Source organism: uncultured Cyclobacterium sp. (genome assembly GCF_963977555.1).
Lineage (GTDB): Bacteria > Bacteroidota > Bacteroidia > Cytophagales > Cyclobacteriaceae > Cyclobacterium.
In genome coordinates this window covers 151,077-172,275 of sequence record NZ_CAXBPD010000012.1, presented here as the reverse complement: position 1 = coordinate 172,275, position 21,199 = coordinate 151,077, and the positions used below count along the sequence as shown (strand labels likewise).

At 39.4% G+C, this 21,199-nt stretch carries 12 protein-coding genes; 4 read left to right on the top strand and 8 right to left on the bottom strand.

Annotated elements, in window-relative coordinates:
• Positions 1-102: 102 nt before the first annotated feature.
• Entirely contained in the window at positions 103-1,422 is a 1,320-nt protein-coding gene (mtaB, locus tag AAC073_RS15810; protein WP_339924772.1) for a tRNA (N(6)-L-threonylcarbamoyladenosine(37)-C(2))-methylthiotransferase MtaB, read from the bottom strand.
• Between the two features lie 234 nt (positions 1,423-1,656).
• On the opposite strand from mtaB, the gene AAC073_RS15805 reads away from it, so the two are divergent.
• Entirely contained in the window at positions 1,657-3,819 is a 2,163-nt protein-coding gene (locus AAC073_RS15805) for a glutamine synthetase III (protein WP_339924757.1), read from the top strand.
• A 179-nt stretch (positions 3,820-3,998) separates the two neighbouring features.
• On the opposite strand, the gene AAC073_RS15800 is transcribed toward AAC073_RS15805, so the two are convergent.
• Positions 3,999-4,469 (bottom strand): hypothetical protein, encoded by a 471-nt coding sequence (locus tag AAC073_RS15800; protein WP_339924756.1) that lies wholly within the window; start codon positions 4,467-4,469, stop codon positions 3,999-4,001.
• Between the two features lie 284 nt (positions 4,470-4,753).
• Positions 4,754-5,761: a zinc-binding alcohol dehydrogenase family protein gene (locus tag AAC073_RS15795; protein ID WP_339924755.1), complete on the bottom strand. Its 1,008-nt coding sequence runs from the start codon at positions 5,759-5,761 to the stop codon at positions 4,754-4,756.
• A gap of 332 nt (positions 5,762-6,093) precedes the next feature.
• Here AAC073_RS15795 and yiaK point away from each other — a divergent pair, with 332 nt between their 5' ends.
• Positions 6,094-7,116: a 3-dehydro-L-gulonate 2-dehydrogenase gene (gene yiaK, locus AAC073_RS15790; RefSeq protein ID WP_339924754.1), complete on the top strand. Its 1,023-nt coding sequence runs from the start codon at positions 6,094-6,096 to the stop codon at positions 7,114-7,116.
• An 80-nt stretch (positions 7,117-7,196) separates the two neighbouring features.
• On the opposite strand, the gene AAC073_RS15785 is transcribed toward yiaK, so the two are convergent.
• From AAC073_RS15785 to AAC073_RS15775, 3 genes are all read right to left on the bottom strand, one after another.
• The gene (locus tag AAC073_RS15785) at positions 7,197-10,055 is read right to left on the bottom strand and encodes a family 78 glycoside hydrolase catalytic domain (RefSeq protein WP_339924753.1); all 2,859 of its coding nucleotides are present in this window, start codon (positions 10,053-10,055) and stop codon (positions 7,197-7,199) included.
• A gap of 126 nt (positions 10,056-10,181) precedes the next feature.
• Positions 10,182-11,687 (bottom strand): pyruvate kinase, encoded by a 1,506-nt coding sequence (locus tag AAC073_RS15780; protein WP_339924752.1) that lies wholly within the window; start codon positions 11,685-11,687, stop codon positions 10,182-10,184.
• 194 nt (positions 11,688-11,881) lie between these two features.
• Entirely contained in the window at positions 11,882-13,264 is a 1,383-nt protein-coding gene (locus tag AAC073_RS15775) for an MBL fold metallo-hydrolase (RefSeq protein ID WP_339924751.1), read from the bottom strand.
• A gap of 596 nt (positions 13,265-13,860) precedes the next feature.
• On the opposite strand from AAC073_RS15775, the gene AAC073_RS15770 reads away from it, so the two are divergent.
• Together AAC073_RS15770 and feoB are read left to right on the top strand one after the other, a co-directional pair.
• A complete protein-coding gene (locus AAC073_RS15770; RefSeq protein WP_339924750.1) occupies positions 13,861-14,082 on the top strand; it encodes a FeoA family protein in 222 nt (73 codons plus the stop codon).
• 3 nt (positions 14,083-14,085) lie between these two features.
• Positions 14,086-16,197, top strand: coding sequence for a ferrous iron transport protein B (feoB, locus tag AAC073_RS15765; protein ID WP_339924749.1), 2,112 nt, complete (start codon positions 14,086-14,088; stop codon positions 16,195-16,197).
• 308 nt (positions 16,198-16,505) lie between these two features.
• Here the strand turns inward: feoB and AAC073_RS15760 are convergent, their stop codons facing one another.
• Entirely contained in the window at positions 16,506-17,984 is a 1,479-nt protein-coding gene (locus AAC073_RS15760; RefSeq protein WP_339924748.1) for an efflux transporter outer membrane subunit, read from the bottom strand.
• Positions 17,985-17,995: 11 nt separating this feature from the next.
• Entirely contained in the window at positions 17,996-21,151 is a 3,156-nt protein-coding gene (locus AAC073_RS15755) for an efflux RND transporter permease subunit (protein WP_339924747.1), read from the bottom strand.
• Positions 21,152-21,199 lie beyond the last annotated feature (48 nt).

Genomic DNA, 21,199 nt, shown 5'->3' with positions numbered 1-21,199 from the left:
AATAACCCAATTTAAGACATGAAAGTCATTCCTGCATCATAAAAATTATAAAATTAAAAAATACGCTGACCATCGGTTGATTAACGTTACCAATTTATAATCTTAGTGGTGTATTTCTTCCCTTTCAGGCTCATATACATCCACACTACCTTTGTCATTTATTCCTATCAAAGTCACCCTTTTCAATTCATTTATTAAAAGAGGGTCATATTTGGCACTTACCCTAATGTAGTTTTCTGTAAAACCGAACATCTTACCATCTTCAACATCCCCTTCAAACAAAACGGTGTATGTTTTGCCAAGATTCTCTTCATAAAAAGCCCTCTTTTTCTTTTCAGAAAGTATTCTTAGCATTTTTGAGCGCTTATTTCTGGTTTTCATGGCTACTGCTTCGTCCATTTCTGCAGCCCTGGTATTGGCCCGTTCAGAATAGGTGAAAACATGAAGATAAGAAATGGGTAGTTCCTTGAGGAATTCATAAGTTTCCAGAAACAATTCTTCTGTTTCACCCGGAAAGCCGACAATTACATCACCCCCTATACAGCAGTGAGGCATAAGGCCTTTGATTTTGCTGACCCTATCTTCATAAAGTTCCCTTAAATACCTTCTACCCATTTTTCTTAATATTGTATTGCTTCCAGATTGAAGCGGAATATGGAAGTGAGGTACAAAGTTTTGGGATTGGGCGACAAATGAAATGGATTCATTTGTTAGTAAATTGGGTTCTATGGATGAAATTCGGAACCTGTTGATCCCTTCAACCTGGTCCAATGCCTGAATAAGGTCTATGAATTTTTCTTTTCTTTTGCCATTATGAATGCCAAAGTCCCCAATATTTACACCCGTAATTACTATTTCTTTTACTTCGGTAGCTGCAATTTCATTGGCAGCCGCTAGGATATTATTAATGGTATCACTTCTGCTTTTACCTCTTGCAAGTGGAATTGTACAAAAAGCGCAACCATAGTTGCAGCCGTCTTGAACCTTTAGAAAAGTTCTAGTTCGATCATGAATGCTATAAGCGTTGTTAAATACCTCCGCTTCAGTAATGGAAGATGCGTAGACTTTGGCCTCCTGACCAACTGAAAAATCATCTAGTAATTCAATCAACCTGAATTTTTCTGCCGCACCCAAGACCGCATCAACCCCCGGTATAGTGGCTATCTCCTGAGGCTTAAGTTGTGCATAACACCCAATAATAGCAATAAAACCGTTTGGAGAGATCTTTTTGGCTTCTTTAACGATTTTCTTACATTTTTTATCAGCATTTTCGGTAACCGAACAAGTATTGATAATGAAAATATCAGGTGTTTCCTCAAAACCTACCTTTTTATAGCCCTTTTTTTCAAACATACGGCTAATAGTAGAGGTTTCTGCATAATTTAATTTGCAACCGAGGGTATAGAATGCTACTTTTTTCAAACTTTTGTTTTCTTTATATTCCGGTGCAAATTTAGTGAATATCATTGAGTTTTCCATTTTTGCAATAAATTTGACGAATTCGAAAAAAAAGAACCATTCTGATAGATATTTTGAGTGTGTTTGTTGTCAATACTGTAAATATTACCGAAATTGCTTCTAAAAATCACCATAAACGAAAAAAATTCAATTATTTTTCTAATTTTGTAATTAGTTTTTAAACCATAAACTATTCAAATGGCAACATTAAGACAAAAAGCGTTAATGAAAGTGCAAGGCAGAGCTAAGTTAACTGCAGTAGCACCTTCTTTAAAAATTTCTGATTATTTCGGATCTCAGGTCTTTGGCTTAAAAGAGATGCAGGAAACCTTAGCTAGTCCTGTATTCAAAAAAGTCAAAGCTGCGATTGAAAAAGGAACGAAAATCGATATGTCCACAGCTGATGAAATCGCAACAGCAGTAAAAGGATGGGCCATGTCTAAAGGTGCAACGCATTATACTCACTGGTTTCAACCCCTTACGGGATCAACTGCTGAGAAACATGATACCTTTTTCGATGCCATGACCGGAATGGAGAGATTTAAAGGAAGCACTTTGGTTCAACAAGAACCTGATGCATCTTCTTTCCCAAACGGTGGAATAAGAACAACTTTCGAGGCTCGTGGATATACTGCTTGGGATCCTAGTTCACCGATATTTATTTTCGATCAGGCGCTATGTATACCCACTATTTTTGTTTCGTATACAGGTGAAGCACTTGATTTTAAAACACCGCTTATCAGGTCTACTGAGTCAATCAATGCAGCGGCTGTAGAGATTTGTCAGTATTTTGACAGAAATGTAAAAAAAGTAAATCCTTCACTGGGTGTAGAACAAGAATATTTCGTTGTTGACAGAGCATTATATGCTACTCGTCCAGACTTAGTAATGGCTGGTAGAACTGTTTTTGGACATAATCCAGCTAGAGGTCAGCAATTGGATGATCATTACTTCGGGTCGATTCCTTCCAGAGTTAAGGAGTACATGAAAGACTTTGAAATTGAATCATTGAAATTGGGTATTCCTGTTTCAACGCGTCACAATGAAGTTGCTCCTGGACAGTTTGAGGTAGCGCCATTATTTGAAGACATCAATAAAGCCACTGATCACAACCTACTTTTGATGGAGGTAATGGAGAAAGTGGCAGAAAAGCACAATCTTAAAGTCCTTTTCCATGAGAAGCCATTTGCAGGCCTTAACGGTAGTGGAAAGCACAATAACTGGTCATTGATTACGGATACAGGTGTTAATCTTTTCCAGCCTAGTAACTCAGCAAGAGAAAACCTTCAGTTTTTATGCTTCTTGGTAGCTACTATTAAAGCGGTATATGTGAATGCTGATCTTCTTAGGGCTAGTATAGCTTCTGCAGGAAATGATTTCAGATTAGGTGCAAATGAAGCTCCTCCTGCTATCATTTCTATCTTCTTGGGAAGTACGCTTACTGATATCCTAGATGAATTGGAGAAAAATGGCAATTTAAAAATAGAAAAAGGTGACAACATGTACATGAAATTGGGGATTTCTAAAATTCCTGAAATCATTCTTGACAACACTGATAGAAACAGAACTTCTCCTTTCGCCTTTACTGGAAACAAATTTGAGTTCAGAGCAGTTGGGTCTACTGCAAATCCTGCAGGACCAATGACAGCACTCAATGTGATCGTTGCGGATGTCCTTAAAGACATGAAACGAGACATAGATAAGGAAATAGGTGCAGGTAAAGAAAAGAAACTTGCCATAGTTAATGTACTTAGAAAATATATCAAGGAAAGTAAAAAAGTCCGTTTCGAAGGTGATGGCTATTCTGAAGAATGGGCACAAGAAGCTGAGAAAAGAGGCCTTTCTAACTTGAAGAGTACAGCAGATGCCTTGGATGTACTTATTTCGAAGCAAGTAACAGACCTTTACAAAAAGCATGGAGTGCTTAATGAAAGAGAATTACATGCAAGACATGAAATCAGATTGGAGAATTACATAATGAAAGTTCAGATCGAATCCCGTGTAATGGGCGATTTGGCCTTGAACCACATTATTCCTACCGCTATCCTTTACCAAAACAAGCTTATTGCCAATGCAAATGGTTTGAAAGGCTTAGGCCTAGATCATTCAGCAGCCCTTGATACAATTGAGGAAATCTCTAAACACCTTGAGTCACTCAAATCAAATGTAGGCGAAATGGTTGAAGCTAGGAAGCGAGTGAATAAAGAAGAGGATATTTCTAAAAAAGCCAAGCTTTATAGCGTGGAGGTTAAAGATGCCTACTTTGACGTTATCAGGTATGCAGTAGACAAACTCGAATTGCTAGTGGATGACGAGTCATGGCCATTAGTGAAATACAGAGAAATGCTCTTTTTGAAATAAAAAAAAATAAGTTTATTGAAAAGCCCGATACAATCGGGCTTTTTTTTTTGGCTTTTTTTGATAGGGTTAGTGAGGGGCATTCTTCTATTGTATAATTCCACTTAACGCTTTAAAGCCTTCAAATAGCGCTAACACTGTGGCCCAATGAATGCAAATTGAAAAGTATTGCTTGGTTATAATTAATATTGGTACAATGGGATATACCATGAAATGAATTTATCTTCCAGTTTAGGAAGGCATTCATCATTTTGGGCTATTTTATATTTCCTTTGGATGGTCATTGCAAGTTCTGCAAAGTCTATCCCTTGATCTTTAGGATCATTTTCACAGATGAAATAAAGGTCCCTGATGTTACCTTGAATGTCAACGTAAACCCTGGCCTGGATTTTCATGTTTCTAAAGAGGATTTGTGTCTCCTCATCAAAATAACTTGAAATATGACCAAAGTTTAACTCACTACTAAGATTCGTTGTGGAGCAATCAAGGCTCATACCTTCCGTGTCTATCCTTGTAAAGTCCTTTGATTGGGGCTTGACAACGTAGGCATTATTGGTCTTTAAAATTTGGTAGTTACTATTCATTTGTCCATTAGCAAATAATGGAAAAACGATGAAACCGAGGGTCAGAATTAAAAATGAAAACCTATTCATAGATTAAACGCTTTAATTTTCAAATTTCGTAAATAAATTTATCAAGAAACAAAATCAATTTACAAATGGTGGGAAGGGTTTTTGAATGGTAGAAAACCCAATAACTGAATTACACATTCTAAATCAGCACATGTTTTCCTCTTTTGAATTCCTGTTCATGCAACTTTTGGTTTTACTGAAGTAACCATGCAGTAAAACCCCAATAAACCAATATACACGTAGGCATATCCGATTTCAGAGGGTAGAGTAGAGAGGGTTATTGGTAACCTTTAGGAAGTAAAGCTTTAAAATTCTATTAAAGCTTTGATGACTTGGTTTTCAGGATGGGTAAGTTCAGGGAATTTTTCTTTTGTTTGTGAAAAGTCAAATTTATTCGTGGTATAGGAACTAGTAGGAAAAGATTTTCTTTCTAAGGTGGAAATGACATATTGAAAGTCATCTTTAGTGGCATTTCTACTGCATAGTAAGGTTAATTCTTTGGCATGTATTGAAGGGTGGTGAAAAGACAATTGATCTTTGTATAGCCCTACCAAAACGTATTTTCCGCCATGCCCTACGTAGTAGGGCCCTACCTCCATCGCTGATTTGTTGCCAGTGGCATCAATTACAGCATCAAAGCTATTTTTATAGGACTCTTTTAGCGCTGAATTGGCCTCAACTTCTTTGGCATTGATTGTATGACTGGCTTTGAACTCGTCTTTGGCCAACTTTAATCTCCATGAATTGATGTCCAGGGCAGTTACTACTGCACCTGCAAGCTTAGCAAAAACCATGATTGCCAACCCAATCGGTCCGCAGCCCATGACCAAGACCTGATCTCCTTTTTGAATGCCAGCTCTTCTTACTGAATGTGCTGCTACAGAAAGTGGCTCTACAATGGCCATTTCATCCCAGCTTAGCTGAGGTGTTGCAATAAGAATAGACTCAGGAAGGGCCATGAATTCCTGCATGGCACCATCCGTATGAACGCCCAATACTTTGAGTTTTTCACAGCAATTGGTTTTTCCTGCTTTACAAGCACTGCATTGCCCGCAATGAAGGTAAGGAATGACTACAACTGGCTCTCCTTCCTTGAGTGAAGATCCATTGGGTTGGGCTACTTGGGCGGCTATTTCATGTCCAAGTATTCTTGGATAAGTGAAAAATGCTTGGTTTCCTGCAAAGGCATGCAAATCAGTGCCACAAACCCCTAGTTTTTTAATATTGACCAAAACCTCACCCTTTATGGCTTGCGGCATTTCAGTTTCCTTATTAGAGAACAGACCCGGACGTTCACAGCTGATAACTTTCATATAGACGGAGAATCAATTTTTAGTCATGCAAAAAGTAAAAAAAGAAGGAATTAACCAAAAATTTAATTGAGATGATGACTATATGTATTTGATATCAATTTATTTCAAACGATTATTTAAGTAAATTCATATAACCCTTACGGATTCAATAAAGCGATTTCCGACATGGTTTTACTTCAATCGATAGCAAATAAGCCCTATCAAATCCATATTATGAAGAAAAAAGTAGTGATAGTCGGTCTTATATCGCTAAAAATTCTAATGAGTATTTTTTACCCCTGATAAAATTCTTTTACTTTTAATCTGAAAATAAATCTTGACTAAAAAACCGCATGGGCACTAGCAAAAGGATTCCCTTTAAAGTTTTAAAAACCACTTTCACCAAAGTGTTAATAAAGAATGGCTTTGATCAGAAAAAGGCAGAAGTTTGTTCCAAACTATTTGCTACAGCAAGTCTGGATGGGGTGGCCTCTCATGGGTTGAACCGTTTTCCAGCTTTTTTGGAGCAGGTGGAAAGAGGAAGGATATTACCGGATAAAGAGCCGATAAAGGAGTTTACACTACCTATAATGGAGCGATGGAATGGTCAGTTGGGAGCTGGGATGTACAATGCCTCTTTAGCCATGGACAGGGCCATAGCCATGGCTACAAGTAATGGGATGGGTTGTGTAGCCTTGAGCAATACAAATCACTGGATGCGTGCAGGCAACTATGGATGGCAAGCAGCGGAAGCGGGATGTATTGGGATTTGTTTTACCAATACCACACCCAATATGCCAGCATGGGGCGGGAAAGAGCCAAAATTGGGCAACAACCCCTTGGTAATTGCCTTGCCTTATTTGGACAAAGCAGTAGTTCTGGATACTGCAATGACCCAATACTCCTATGGAAAAATGGCGATTTACAGAAAAGAAAATAAAGAATTGCCCTATGATGCCGGTTTTGATTCAGAAGGCAAGCTTACAAAAGATCCATTAGAGGTGATGGCAGAGCAGTTGGCTTTGCCTATTGGTTTATGGAAAGGAGCGGGGCTGTCTATGATGCTGGACCTCTTGGCATCGGGGTTATCAGACGGACAATCTACCCATGAAATTGGTCGGCAGAAAGAGGAGTATGGGGTCTCTCAGTTTTTCTTATGCCTACATCCTGAAATTTTGGGAATCCAAAAGGATAAGCTTGACGAAAGAATTGGTAATGTACTAGCAGATTTGAAATCTTCTAAAGTTTTTGAAGGCATGGGAATAAGCTATCCGGGAGAACAATCCTTTGTTAGGAGAGAAGAAAACCTTCGACTTGGCATCCCTGTAGATGCTGATATTTGGGAAAAGGTCGTCAAAATGATTGAATTACCTTAAAAAATACTCCTCAGAGGCCTCAAATCAGAATCAAATAGATTACTGATTTGAGGTATTATAAGCCAAAAATAATCCCAAGATCAATCAATGTGACTTGTGAAATGGTAAGTGCCAGACCCTAATTTGACAGCCTGTTTCCCTTTGTAAAAGTGGCCCAGTTGTATGTCTTGATGCTGATCTAAACGTATGTCATCTAATGTTACTTCAAGTTCATTTTTAGCGGGGATGTAAACAGTTGCCTGCGTATTCACAGGAATGCTGACTTCCATAAGAAGTTTTCCCTTTTCTTTTTTCCATGAACTTGTGATTTTTCCATGAATAGATTGATGACTTGCCGCCACATAATTTATCGCGTTTTGGGGTATTTCTGGTGCGATTATAAATGTCTTGTACGCCGGCTCTTCTGCCCTAATGCCTGCCATGGTGTTAAACATCCATTCAAATACTGAGCCGAAGGCATAATGGCTAAAGGAGTTCATTCCATTGTTGAGGCTGGCCATTTTTTCGGGATCATCTTTTACATAACTGTCCCATCTTTCCCAAATGGTAGTGGCGCCATTCTTTATTTCAAAGCCCCAAGAAGGGTACTCTTCGTTAAGAAGAAGCTGGTAGGCCAGGTCACTGTGACCTGTAGCGGTTAAAGCAGGTAAAAGTTGTTTTGCCCCAAGGAAACCTGTAGCCAATTTCCCATCATTTTCATAGATTAACTGTGCCAGATGCGCTCCTGCTTTCTTTTTTTGTTCTTCGTTTAGAAAATCTAGAGAAATGGCATTGGCATAAGCAGTTTGTGTATGGCCTGAAAATCCCATTTGGCCATCCACATATCCTTTGCCGTCACCATAAGCAGCAGCATTGGTAATAAGCCTCACGCTCTCTTTGTCCATGTAATGCTCAGCAAAAGCCGATTTAATCTTTTTTGATAAATTCTGGTAATGCATCGCCCTTCCTGATTTGCCTATGGCGGTTGCCATTTCTGACATAAGCTGTGAAACATAACCATAATACATGGTGGCGAGCATATCAGGAGGAGTTTTTTTACCAATTGAAAGCCAGTCTCCATAGCCTCCTTTAGGGCTGAGGTCTGCAAAAGATCCCTCTGGGTAAAAGAAGGTGCCTTTGCTTTTTTTGTCATGGAAAGCCATGAATCTTTCCATGTTTTCCCATCCCTTTTCTATAATGCGCGTATCTCCATAGGCCCTATATTGTTCATAAGGGTTAATTACTCCTGCCTCCATCCATCCTGGGGCATAGGTATCAGAAATTCTAACCCCTGGAGCGGGTGCATAATCTGGGTAAGCACCATAATCCCATTGGGCATCATTTAAATCCTGGATCCATTTTGTAAAAAAGGCAGAGACATCCATATTAATGGCGGCTGTACCCGCGTAGGTTTGCGCATCGCCAGTCCATCCCATTCTTTCATCCCTTTGAGGGCAATCTGTGGGAATGTCTACAAAATTTGCTCTTTGGGTCCAGACAATGTTTTTGTAGAGTTGGTTCACCATTGGGTGATCTGTCTCAAAATGACCTACCCTCGGGGTATTTGATCCCAAAACCAATCCTGTAATACTCTCTTTTTTAGGTTTTTCTGGAAATCCGGTAACTTCTACATATTGAAATCCATGGTAGGTAAAAGAGGGAGTCCATTCTTCTCCATTGGGATCTCCATTGAGAATATAGGTGTCCGTAGCCCTGGCCATGCGTAGGTTCTCATCCATAAGCCTGCCGTCAGGGTGTAGCATCTCTCCAAATCTTAATACAACCTTATCTCCAGCCTTTCCTTTCACTTTTAGCTTGACTAAACCGGCAAAATTTTGTCCCATATTAAATATGAATTTACCATTTTCCCGCTCATAAATATCTACTGGTTTTATAATTTCTGTGACTTGAACAGGCTGTGCTGGGTAAAGTTCCAAATTACGATTTCCGGCACTAATGATTTCAGCATTGCTCCAGTTATTGTCATTGAAATTGGTTTTGCTCCAGTCCTCCGGGACCTTTCTGGCATCGAAAGTTTCCCCGTGAAGAATATCTGATTCCACTAGTCCTCCTGAAGCTGCTTTCCATTCCTCGTTGCTGGAAAAGGTGGCTGTTTTTCCATCGGAATAGGTAACCTCCAATTGTGCTCTCAAGGCAGGAGTGTCGCCATAAAATGCCCTAACTACCGGATTGCCTATCAATAAAGCGTAACCAATATAGCCACTGTACCAGCCTGGAGAAAGGATGGCCTGTAAAACATGTTCTCCTTGGTCCAATCGATCTGTGACATCATAGACATTGTAATAAACCCTTTTGTCGTAATCTGTCCAGCCTGGAGCGAGAAAGTCAAGCCCCACTTTTTCGCCATCAATTCGGTATTCATACAAACCCAGAGAAGTGATATACAATCGGGCTTTGGAAACTTTTTTGGTCAGGTTTATTTTATTCCTTAGAATAGGGGAAGGGGGGAGCAATAATTCCTTGTTCTTGTAGGGAATAGGTAAGGTATTTGATGAAAAATCTTTGCCTATCCATTTACTTTTCCAATCGCTAGCCATTAAGAGACCCATTTCCCAAGTGGAAGCCTCACTCCATTTTCCTGGCTGGTCTTTTTTATCCCAGCTCTGAACTTTCCAGTAGCATTTTTGACGGGAAACAAGCGCCTTTCCCTTGTATACTACTTGGTTGGTTTGGTCACCAGATATTTTGTTCGAGTCCCATAAATCTGCCTTTCCTGGCTCTAAAAGCTCCATTTTACTAGCCACTAAAATGCGATAAGCCGTTTGGTGTTGATTCCTTACTTCAGAAGCTAAAACCCAACTCAAGCGTGGTTCTCTTTCATCAATAAACGGATTTTCAAGGTATTCACACCTTAAGTATTCTGGTGTCAAGTCAGATATTGCCATCGCTTTACTGGAAAGTATAAGTGAAAACAATACCAAGAAAGTTGAGATTTTCATGGGTTTACTTTTGTTTTGAAACCTAAAGTAAGTGAATTCTAAATTTAAAGGCGTCCTGCACTGTGCTGTACAACAATGACCTTTAAAGTACCCTGTACCGATCAAAAGTAGGAGGCAATGGGAACCCTACTTTCGCTCTGGGATTGGCTCCAATCTATAGATGTTATTGGAATCTATAAAGTCGATTGCGATACTTAATGGACGAAAAATAAACCTTTTTTTAGTCCTATGTCCGGCTGTTCTAAGCATGATCTCCTTGAGTGTTTTCAATACCCGAATGGTGTGATTGCCTTTATTGATCATGATACATTCTGCCAAGGAAGCCTGTCCTGCATCCGTGATCTCCGAGCGGGTGGGCATGCCCGATTTTTGAAGGGTTTCGAGCACTTGAGTTGCCCAAACTACTGGTACATGAGCTGCTTCACATATCCAAGAAATCTGATCTTGAATTTCCCCCATGCGCCCAAACCCAATCTCGACGGCCAAATCTCCTCGTGCAATCATGATTCCAAATGGTGGATTTTTCATCGCCTCAAGTAAAAGAGAGGGCAGGTTTCTAACAGACTCAGGCGTTTCTATTTTTAAAATGATGGGAAGAGGTTTTTTAGGTGAAAGTTTTTTTAGCTCATTGGTTAGTTTGGTTACATCACCTGGTGTTTTTACAAAGGAATAGCCCACTAAATCTGCATTTTTGCATATAAAGGGTAAACAGGCTTTGTCATAATCCGTCAGGGAGGGGATATTCATAGGGGTATCGGGGAAATTAATTCCTTTCTCTGATTTTATCTTCCCTTTTTTGGAGGCAACACGAAGCAACGCTACAGCCACTTTTCCTTGTTCCACCTTGGTCACAATACCACTGATTTCACCATCATCGATAAATACCCTTTGCTTCTCTTTTAAAAAAGAAATTATTCCAGGTTCATTGGGGCTTATCACTATGTCTTCAGCTGAAAACCCTTTATTGGTTTCTGCTAACCAAATGATATCACCCTCATGTACCTTAACCTTTCCTTCTTCTTTTCCTTTGGCCAATAGGCAAGTTCTGATTTTTGGTCCGGCTAGGTCAAAGTATATTTTACAGGACTTTCCTGTTTTTTTCTCAGCTGTTTTGACCTGTTTGATCATCGCCTTCCAAACCTTTTCATTGTCATGTGCACAATTGATGCGTGCTACTTGCATGCCGTTGAGTAGGAGCCTTTCCACAAGATCAGCGTTATCGGCAAAATCTGTAGCAAATGTGACCATAACGGAGGGCATTTTCTCTTGCATTGGTTTACCAAACAAGCGTTTGCTGTTGTGTTCTAGTTTCTTCCTGCTAAATTTATAAGTGCATGGGTTCAGAGCCGCTTCTGAATAGACATGACCTAAACGTTCTCTTATCGTTTGTATTTGCCTATGAAGATGATTTTCAGAATTGGAAAGGGCAGAAAATCCATAGTAGTGAAGATGTTCCTGCAATGTTTTTCTATCCTTACTTCTGAAATACAGGTATTGAATTAAATTGGTGGCAGAAACAATCTGAGATTCAGGAAGAGTGTCCAAATAAACATCAAACTCATGGGTAGTTTGTAGTAAAGCCTCTTCCAATTGTGCCATTTCTTTGGCAAGTTGATTTATGGTAGTTTTCATTGGGTTTATATTATAAACTGTTAACTAAATATCCAATTAAAAAGTATAAAGTAAACAGTGTTTTTATTTTGCAGTTAACTAATTCTTGTTTTAAAAACAAGAATTAGAATTTACTTTACTTCTGATTGAAATTTACCATAGCTGTGTCCTGTGAAGAGACTCTTTTACTACCCATGCTCTTTTATCTCCTGAATTTAATTTTTCTGCCAGTCTTTCCAACCGCCTGCATAGTTAAAAACATTTTCAAAACCATTGGCTTTCAATATCGAATAAGCAATAGCAGCCCTGCTGCCTGAAAGGCAATGAACGATAATCGGCTGATCTTTACTTACCTCCTCTAGGTTCTGCTGAAGTTTCCCTACGAATATGTTTTTTGCGCCTTCTATATGACCGTCTTTAAATTCTGTAGCGCTCCTGACATCTATAACCTGAGCATTGTGGTTGAAAATTTTGTCCTGAACCTCTTTCTTATCGATTGGAGTATAGGTTTTTAAATTGCTGTTTTCTGCAGTTTTTAATTCATCAGCACTGATGTAACCAAAGGCATCATCAAGACCAATTCTCATCAGTTTTCTCGACAAGTTTTCCAATTCATGTGACTCAGCAATGAGGGCGAATGGAAGGTCATAATCCATAAACCAACCCATCCAGGTGGCAATGGAATCATTGTTTTCAATGTTAACACTTCCCTTCAAATAGCCCTTCGCAAAAGCCTCAGGAGGTCTGGTGTCTATTATTGGCATTTGACCGAGGACCTTGTCTCTAAATAGGTCGATTGACAAGTGTTTGATTTCTGGTACTTTGGTAAGCAGTTTGCGCTCAATTTTATTGAGTTCTTTCATTTTAGCAAAATAGCGTGGAGGTTCTGGTTGGTCCTCAAGTAAAGTCTTAGTGAAAGTCGCTTCATCGTCCAATAACTGAAAGGCCCAATTCCTTATTTTTTCATAACCAATAGTACTTGAGGGAACAGCACCAAGTGCTTTACCACAAGCTGAACCTGCACCATGTCCAGGCCAGAGTTGAATGAATTCTGGGTTTTTTTGAAATTTATGAAGCGAATCAAACATTTGTGCAGCACCTATTTCCTGACTGCCCTTTACTCCGGCGGCCTGCTCTAATAAATCCGGCCTTCCGACATCTCCTACAAAAACAAAATCCCCTGTAAAAACCATGACAGGTGCATCAGTTGCAGCCTTGTCAGTCAAAAGAAAACTTAAGCTCTCAGGCGTATGGCCTGGAGTAGCTATCACACCAAAATCTAAGTTTCCGAGCATTATATGGTCTCCGTGGATGATTTTTTTATGAGGAAACTCATACTGCCAATCTTCACCCCCCATATCTGAAAGGTACATTTCTGCCCCTGTTAAAGCTGCCAATTCCCGAGATCCCGATAAAAAATCCGCATGGATGTGGGTTTCTAAGATTTTGGTAATCGTAAAATTGTTTTCTTCAGCAATTTTCAAGTAAGTATCTACATCCCTTTTAGGATCTATTACTGCAGCAATACCTCCAGCTTGACATCCAATTACATAACTTGCCTGTGCTAAACTCTTATCATATACACGTTCGAAAAACATATCGTTATAAATTTTATTGATCTTCAGATTTAATTTAGAAAATTGAATCCTTAATTTTAATGAACTTATATAAGGTGCCAATAAGGTGCCAAGATTAAATTAGGCAAAACCATACCATTGAAATGGTTTAACTGGCTGCTCACCTACGTAAAGCAATCTCTGTTCTATTTATTCAACCACCCTAAGCGCTTTGTTGAACATAAAGCTAGCTTAAAATTGGCGGGAATACTGTGACATTAATTACCTAAGCGTGCTTTTACTAATTTTAAGCCCTATTCTTTAATTGAAATTCTAAATGTTTGCTTAAAGATAAGCACGAATGAACCTAGCATCTTGTTTTGATTATTTTAATAAAAGCGAATTTTTAAGGGTTTTACTTTCACTGAATTTCAGTTGATTTTTGTCATGTTTTGATTTTTTTTGCAATGCTTTCCCTTCTCGCGAACTTACAAGCTGTATTTATTGGTTATAAGCTTACAGGCAACATAATTTATTCAATCTAAATAAAGGCGAAAATCCTTATTTTTCCGAGAAAATTATGTTAAAATTGCGCATTGAAATCAAAGATGCAGATTAGTATTTAAAACCGAATCCCCATGACTGCAGCACGACTGAATAACAATACGGTACACGAAATTGCCAGCATAACCAGTTCAAACCTTTTGGTGAGGATGATGGAAATGGGGGTTTTGCCAGGTAAAAAAATTAGCTTATTGAAAAAGGCTCCTTTTAATGGCCCCATGGCATTTATCATAGACGGAAATATACTTGCCTTAAGAATAGAGGAGGCTGATCTGATTCATTTGAAAGCAGAATAGCGAATGGAAATAGCAGAAAAATTGGGCACACGAAGAGTTGCCATAATTGGTAATCCAAATGTTGGAAAGTCAAGTATTTTTAACCAACTCACAGGCTTAAGCCAAAAAATTGGCAATTATCCTGGAATGACTGTTGATAAAATGGTTGGTTATTTCCAAAGCGGTGAGCAGCGATTTGAACTAATAGATTTGCCAGGTACCTATAGCCTTTTACCCAAATCTGAGGATGAGGTAATTGCGCATAAAGTCCTCAACGGCCAAGGAGAGGATAAACCTGATGCTGCGCTAGTGATTTTAGATGCCTGTAATTTGGAGAGAAGCCTATTGCTGGGTACACAAGTAATGGATTTGGGAATACCGATTGCTTTCGTGATCAACATGAAAGATTTGGCAGAAAAAAGGGGCTTAAACATAAAAACATTTGCCTTGTATCAGGAGTTAGGAGTTCCTCTGGTCATGACAGATGCAAGAAACAATCAAGGGTTAGACACGGTAAAGTCTTTGTTTGTTGATGATAAATTTGTCGTTGGGAAACCTTTCCATGAACTGGAATTCCCTGAGTTGCTAGAAGAAGTTCAAGAAAAATTTGGTTTTAGCCAGCCTTATCAGGCTTTTCAACAATTAATCTTCGCTTCTTTTGATCCTACTTTACCTGAGGAAAAAAAGTTGTGGTTAGAAGATCGTGCCTCTGCATTTAATTTTGATACGCAGGAACAGCAGACAAAAGAAACTACTGACAGATACCGAAAAATAAAGGAGCTGCTTAGCAAATCTGTACTTTCGGGAACAAATGAGCCACGAAAATTTCATGGCAAATTGGATGCTATTTTTCTCCATCCAATTTGGGGATACGTAACCTTTTTTGGTATCATGTTGCTTATTTTTCAGGCCATATTTGCCTGGGCTGAGGCACCAATGGATTTTATAGATAGCACTTTTGCTTCTTTAAGCAGTTGGGTGGTAGAAACGTTGCCCCCCGGGGTCTTCACCAATTTATTGGCAGAAGGAATCATAACAGGTATTGGAGGAGTAGTGATTTTTATCCCCCAAATAGCCCTATTGTTCGGTTTTTTGGCTTTCCTGGAAGATACTGGTTACTTCTCAAGGGTGGTATTTCTTATGGACCGTATCATGCGCCCATTTGGATTGCATGGTAAAAGTGTGGTGCCTTTGATCTCAGGAATGGCTTGTGCCATTCCAGGTATAATGGCCAGTAGAAACATTAGCAACAGCAAAGAACGTCTAATAACCATTTTGGTGACTCCTTGGATGAGTTGTTCTGCACGATTGCCAGTCTACATAATTTTGATAGGATTGACGGTGCCTGATGAAGCTTGGATGGGTATTAATTTTCAAGCAATTGCGCTTTTGGTCATGTACCTTTTTGGGACTGCTTTCACCTTGCTAGGAGCCTTTGCGCTTAAATTTATCATTAAAACGAAAGAGAAAAGTTTCTTGATGACGGACCTGCCAATTTACAGAATGCCACGACTGCAAACTGTATTGATGACCATGTTCAATAAGTCTAAAATATTTGTTCTCGAAGCAGGTAAAGTGATTTTGGCAATTTCCATTGTTTTGTGGGTTTTGGCTAGTTATGGACCATCAGGAAGAATGGAAGCTGTGGAGGCCGAAAAAATAGCCATGTTGGAGAAAGCAACAGACAGCGAGAAAGAAGAATTAATGCATATGTATGCTTCAAAGGAATTGGAGTCATCTTATATAGGAATCTTAGGAAAGGCTATAGAACCAGCCATTCGACCTTTAGGTTATGACTGGAAAATAGGCATTGCGCTGCTAACTTCCTTTGCAGCCAGAGAAGTATTTGTGGCAACCGTGGCTACAATATACAGTGTTGGAGAAGAAGTGGAGGATGAATTAACGATCAGACAAAAGCTGGAAAAACAAGTGCATGCAGATACTGGCGAAAAAGTGTTTGACAGGGCTACAGGGTTCTCCTTGATGGTGTTTTATGCCTTGGCGATGCAGTGTATGAGTACTGTAGCCGTGGTTTATAGGGAAACAAAGAGTTGGAAATGGCCAATTCTACAGACTATTTTCATGACGATTATTGCCTATTTAGGTGCTTTAGCAACTTATCAAATATTCTCTTAGGTTATGTGGCAAGAAGTATTGGTTTTCGTTTTATTTATCACCGTTATAGGTGGCTGGGTTTACAGAACCTGGTTTCGCAAGTCAGCTAAACCGCAGACCGGCTGTGGTTGCGATAAATGTGGATAAGCAGCTTAAAAGAAGTAGTTTAAATTAAAAAATTAAGGGGTACTATAAATTCACCAAGTATACTTCATTTGGAGCTATACTTGGTGAATTAAATAGTTTGATAAAGAATCAATAAAGCTGTTTTGATTCAGCCAATGTTAACATTTTTCTGAATTCACTTTTTTGAAAACCAAGCTGCTAACTTAGTTCCAACCACCTCCAAGGTTTCGGTATAATTCTATATTTGCTACCAGCATTTGCATTTTGACATCTACCATATACAGTTCACTTTCTAATGCATTGCTTTGGGCATTGATGACCTCTAAATAGGTGGCATACCCACTGCTAAATAATAAATAGGATTCCTTCACAGCTTTTCTAGCGTTGGTTAGCCGTCTTTCAGCCAATTCATATTCTTCTTCCAATTTTTGGATAGTGATCATTCCATTGGATACATCAGCTACCGCCTGAATCACTTTCTCTCGGAAGGCAAGTTCAGCTATGTCTCTTTCCGAGAGAGATATTCTGTACCTCGTTTTTAATTTTCTGTTTTGAAAGATAGGCTGTGTAAGTGACCCAATAAAGACTCCAAACAGCGAGCTGGGATTCGTGATGTTGGACAGGTTTATCGCATCATAACCCAGCTGGGCATTCAAAGAAAGGGAAGGGTAGCGCATGGCTTGAGAGACGCCTACCTGAGCATTTGCCTCAACCAAAGCCAATTCAGCAGCATAGACATCTGGTCTATTTTTAATAAGTTCCAGTGGTACCCCCACAGCTACTTCACTTAGTAACCTGGTGTCACCCAAACCTCTTTGAACATCAATGGATTCTTTAGGGTACTCGCCCAATAATTCATTCAGCTTGTTTTTTTGCACTTCAAGTTCACGCTCTATTTGAGGTACTAATGATGCGGAGATCAATTTTTGGGATTCTGTTTGTGTAATCGCCAAAGAAGACACTTCACCTGCTCGGTACTGAAGTTTTACAATACTTAGCGTAGAGTCATTCAACCTTAAATTGTATTCAGCAACTTGTTGCTGTTCTTTCAGCATAAGTAATTTATAATAGGAGGTAGCGATTTCAGCGACAACGTCCGTTTTTACTGCTTTGGTATAGGCATTCCTTTGTTCCCATTGGGCTAAATTAGCCTCCTTTAGGCGTCTTAGTTTTCCCCATAAATCTATTTCCCAACTAGACTGCAGTGCAGCCATATTGCTGGCCCTGGTTACATACCATTGGTTGGGTGAATTTGTATCGCCATAGAAATTGACACTTTCTCTAGTGGAAGAATTTCGCGAATAACGATCCTCTCTTTTTTCTAGTACGGCTGTTATTTGGGGTAAGAAGTTTGCTTTTGATTGCTTAAAAGATTCATTGGCTATTTCACTTTCCTTTTCAATTTGCTTTAAATAAAGGTTATTGCTCAACCCATCATCGATCAATTGCAGCAAGGTCGTGTCTTCGAAAAACATCCTCCATTCCACTTTTCCTATGTTAGTGGTGTCTCTTGTAAGGTTGTCTGATTCGTCGGAAGAAAAAGACTTAAATGCGTCAGGAAGGTTTAAGTTTGGTTGTACATAATTTTCTCCTGATTTGCACCCCCATAAGGTCATGATTACCAATAATATAATCGAATGAGCTGGTAGGGAAGCGTATTTTAATTTATTTTTGAATGACATATTTTCAAATTTTAAGCTTCGACAGGATTATTTTTACCTGATTTTCTTCTGGTTTTTTCATGCAGATACTGGAAAACCATATAGAGGGTAGGGATGATAAAAATACCCAGAATTACCCCGAAGAGCATTCCTCCAGCTGCGCCAATACTTACCGATTTGTTTCCCTGTGCCGATGCTCCTACAGTTCTCATCAAAGGGATTAACCCTGCGATGAACGCAAAAGAGGTCATGATAATTGGCCTGATTCGTAATCGAGCAGCTTCTACAGCAGCATCGAAAATGCTCATGCCTTGCTTCCTTTTTTGAGCGGCAAATTCAACAATCAATATGGCATTTTTGGCTAATAGTCCTATCAGCATGATAATACTAACCTGCACATATATATTGTTGTCAATCCCTGCAAGATTTATAGCGACAAATACACCTAAAAGCCCACAAGGTATAGATAGCAACACCGCAAAAGGCAGTAGGTAACTTTCATATTGGGCTGCCAGTAGGAAGAATACAAATACGATACTCAAGATGAAGATAATCGCTGTCTGAATACCTGATTCTTTCTCTTCCAAACTCATTCCCGTCCATTCGTAACTATAGTTGGTAGGAAGTTCTGCGGCAATGGCTTCTATGGCATCTAAAGCATCCCCTGAACTGTAGCCTTCCGCAGGGGTGGCGTTGACGGTGATCGAATTAAATAAATTGTAACGATTTACTATTTCAGGCCCATTCACCTCTTCAAGTGTGACCATCGTATTTACTGGTACCATTTCTCCAACGTTATTTCTCACGAAAATCGCATCCAAAGATTTCTTCTCTGTCCTATAAGGAATATCCGCTTGAACAAAAATTCTATACTGTCGGCCAAATCGGTTAAAGTCACCAGACTGCAACCTTCCAAAGTAAGCCTGCACAGATTTCATCATGTCTCGCACACTGACTCCCATGTTCTTAGCTTTTACATAATCAATGTTCATTTGATATTGTGGGAAATTTGCATTGAAAGTCGTAAATGCCTTTTCGATTTCAGGTCTTTCATTTACAGCTGCGATAAATTTATCTGCTTCTTGGTTGAAGTCGATAAAGCTTTCACCAACACGGTCCTGAATAATCATTTCCAGACCCGAGAATTCACCAAAACCCTGAACAGTTGGTCTTGCAAATACATTGATTTCAGCTTCAGGAATATGGGACAATTCTCTAATTAATTCAGAAATTAAAGAATTGATTTCCTGGGTTTCTCCACGTTCAGCTATAGGCTGAAGGTTGATATAACCCATCCCAAAAGAGGGGCTTGGTGCATTTTCCATTACATTAAATCCTGAAATACTATTGACACTCTTTACGGCTGGGTGCTTTCTAAGTATGGAATCAACCTGGTACATCGGCCCGGAAGTTCTATGCAAAGAGGATCCAGGAGGCATGGTGAGGGAATAGGTTAGAAAACTATCGTCTTCTGCTGGTATAAAAGCACTAGGTGTACTTCTAAACATTATAACCGTCAGCGTCAGCAATACGACCAAAGCACTGAGCGGTATCCATTTTTTATGAAGTAAATAGGTGACCGATCCCACATATTTATTGGTGAAGGCGTCAAACCCAGTTTCAAAAGCAGTAAAAACCCTATGTTTGATGCGAGAAAATTTGCTAGCCGATTTATCTTCATATTCTTTTGCGGGCTTCAACAATAAAGCACATAAAACGGGGCTCAAAGTCAAGGCATTTAAAGCAGAAATAAGAATTGCGAAAATCAAGGTGTAAGCAAACTGTCGGTAAAATAAGCCCACAGGTCCCTCCATAAACCCTACTGGTACGAATACAGCCGCCATAACAATGGTAATGGAAATAATTGCCGTTGATATTTCCTTCATGGCCGCAATGGTAGCCTTTTTTGCAGGCATTTTATCATGGGTCATCTTATGGTGTACCGCCTCTACTACCACAATAGCATCATCCACTACGATACCAATGGCAAGCACCAGTGCAAACATCGTAAGGACATTGACTGAGAAACCGAGTAGTTGTAAAAAGAAGAAGGTACCAATTAACGAAACGGGAATGGCAATGGCAGGAATAATGGTTGATCTTAAATCCTGTAAAAAAATAAATACAACAATGAATACCAGAATACATGCTTCAATGATGGTGTGTACTACCTGGTCTATAGATTCATCTATTTGATTTCTTACTGAATAGGATATTTCATAAGTGATTCCCTCAGGGAAATTTTTGGAAATTCTCTCCATTGCCTCCCTGATTTTCTGATCTATTTCTTTGGCATTTGAATCACTGGTCTGTGTTATATTTATCGTAGCGGCAGCTTTACCATTCACGGTGTTGTCACTACCCATGTTTGAGGCGCCGAGCTCTACCCTGGCAATGTCTCTCAGATAGAGTATAGAGCCATCTTTGTTGGATTTTATAACTATGTTCTCATACTCCTCAGGAGTACTGAAGCGGCCTTTGTGTTTAATAATGGTTTCAAAGATCTCATCAGAAGTTTCTCCAAAACGACCCGGGGCTGCTTCAAAATTTTGATCATTGATTTGATTGGTTACGTCTTGGGGAACAAGCCCATAGAGGGCAAGTTTCTCGGGATTTAGCCATACCCTCATGGCATAGGTTCTTCTCCCAACGAATGAAGCCTGGGCGACCCCTTCTACCCTTAAAAGTTCTCGCTTTACATTTATCCTGGAATAGGACTGGATAAAAGTTTCATCATAGGGAGAATCTTCTTCTGTGGCTATAATGTTGATCGTCATTATATTGCCACTTAGCCGCTTCACCACCGAAATTCCTTCTTGGATTACTTCAGGAGGGAGCTCGCCGATTTCTCTAGAAATACTATTCTGGACATTCACGGCAGCAATGTCTGGATCTGTTCCTGGTTTGAAAAATATATTGATACTTCCTCTTCCGGAGTTGGTGGCTTTGGAACGAATGTAGGTCATGTTCTCTACACCGTTTATGGCTTCCTCTAATGGTAACAATACAGACTTGGCTACCGTTTCAGCATTTCCTCCGGGATAACTTACACCAACATTTACACTTGGTGGGGCAATGTCCGGGAATCTGGTCACTGGGAGGCGCATCAAACTGATCAGCCCAGCGAGAACTATTAATATTGAAATAACAGAGGCCAGGACAGGCCTGTCGATTATTTTCTTAATCATACATCTAAAAGTTGGTGGTAGTTAAATTTTAATCCTCAAAGTGGGGAA

Excerpts from the sequence above, each read along its gene's own strand:
- AAC073_RS15805 (WP_339924757.1), top strand. The coding sequence starts at position 1,657 with ATGGCAACATTAAGACAAAAAGCGTTAATGAAAGTGCAAGGCAGAGCT.
- AAC073_RS15800 (WP_339924756.1), bottom strand. The coding sequence starts at position 4,469 with ATGAATAGGTTTTCATTTTTAATTCTGACCCTCGGTTTCATCGTTTTT.
- AAC073_RS15795 (WP_339924755.1), bottom strand. The coding sequence starts at position 5,761 with ATGAAAGTTATCAGCTGTGAACGTCCGGGTCTGTTCTCTAATAAGGAA.
- yiaK (WP_339924754.1), top strand. The coding sequence starts at position 6,094 with ATGGGCACTAGCAAAAGGATTCCCTTTAAAGTTTTAAAAACCACTTTC.
- AAC073_RS15785 (WP_339924753.1), bottom strand. The coding sequence starts at position 10,055 with ATGAAAATCTCAACTTTCTTGGTATTGTTTTCACTTATACTTTCCAGT.
- AAC073_RS15780 (WP_339924752.1), bottom strand. The coding sequence starts at position 11,687 with ATGAAAACTACCATAAATCAACTTGCCAAAGAAATGGCACAATTGGAA.
- AAC073_RS15775 (WP_339924751.1), bottom strand. The coding sequence starts at position 13,264 with ATGTTTTTCGAACGTGTATATGATAAGAGTTTAGCACAGGCAAGTTAT.
- AAC073_RS15770 (WP_339924750.1), top strand. The coding sequence starts at position 13,861 with ATGACTGCAGCACGACTGAATAACAATACGGTACACGAAATTGCCAGC.
- feoB (WP_339924749.1), top strand. The coding sequence starts at position 14,086 with ATGGAAATAGCAGAAAAATTGGGCACACGAAGAGTTGCCATAATTGGT.
- AAC073_RS15760 (WP_339924748.1), bottom strand. The coding sequence starts at position 17,984 with ATGTCATTCAAAAATAAATTAAAATACGCTTCCCTACCAGCTCATTCG.
- AAC073_RS15755 (WP_339924747.1), bottom strand. The coding sequence starts at position 21,151 with ATGATTAAGAAAATAATCGACAGGCCTGTCCTGGCCTCTGTTATTTCA.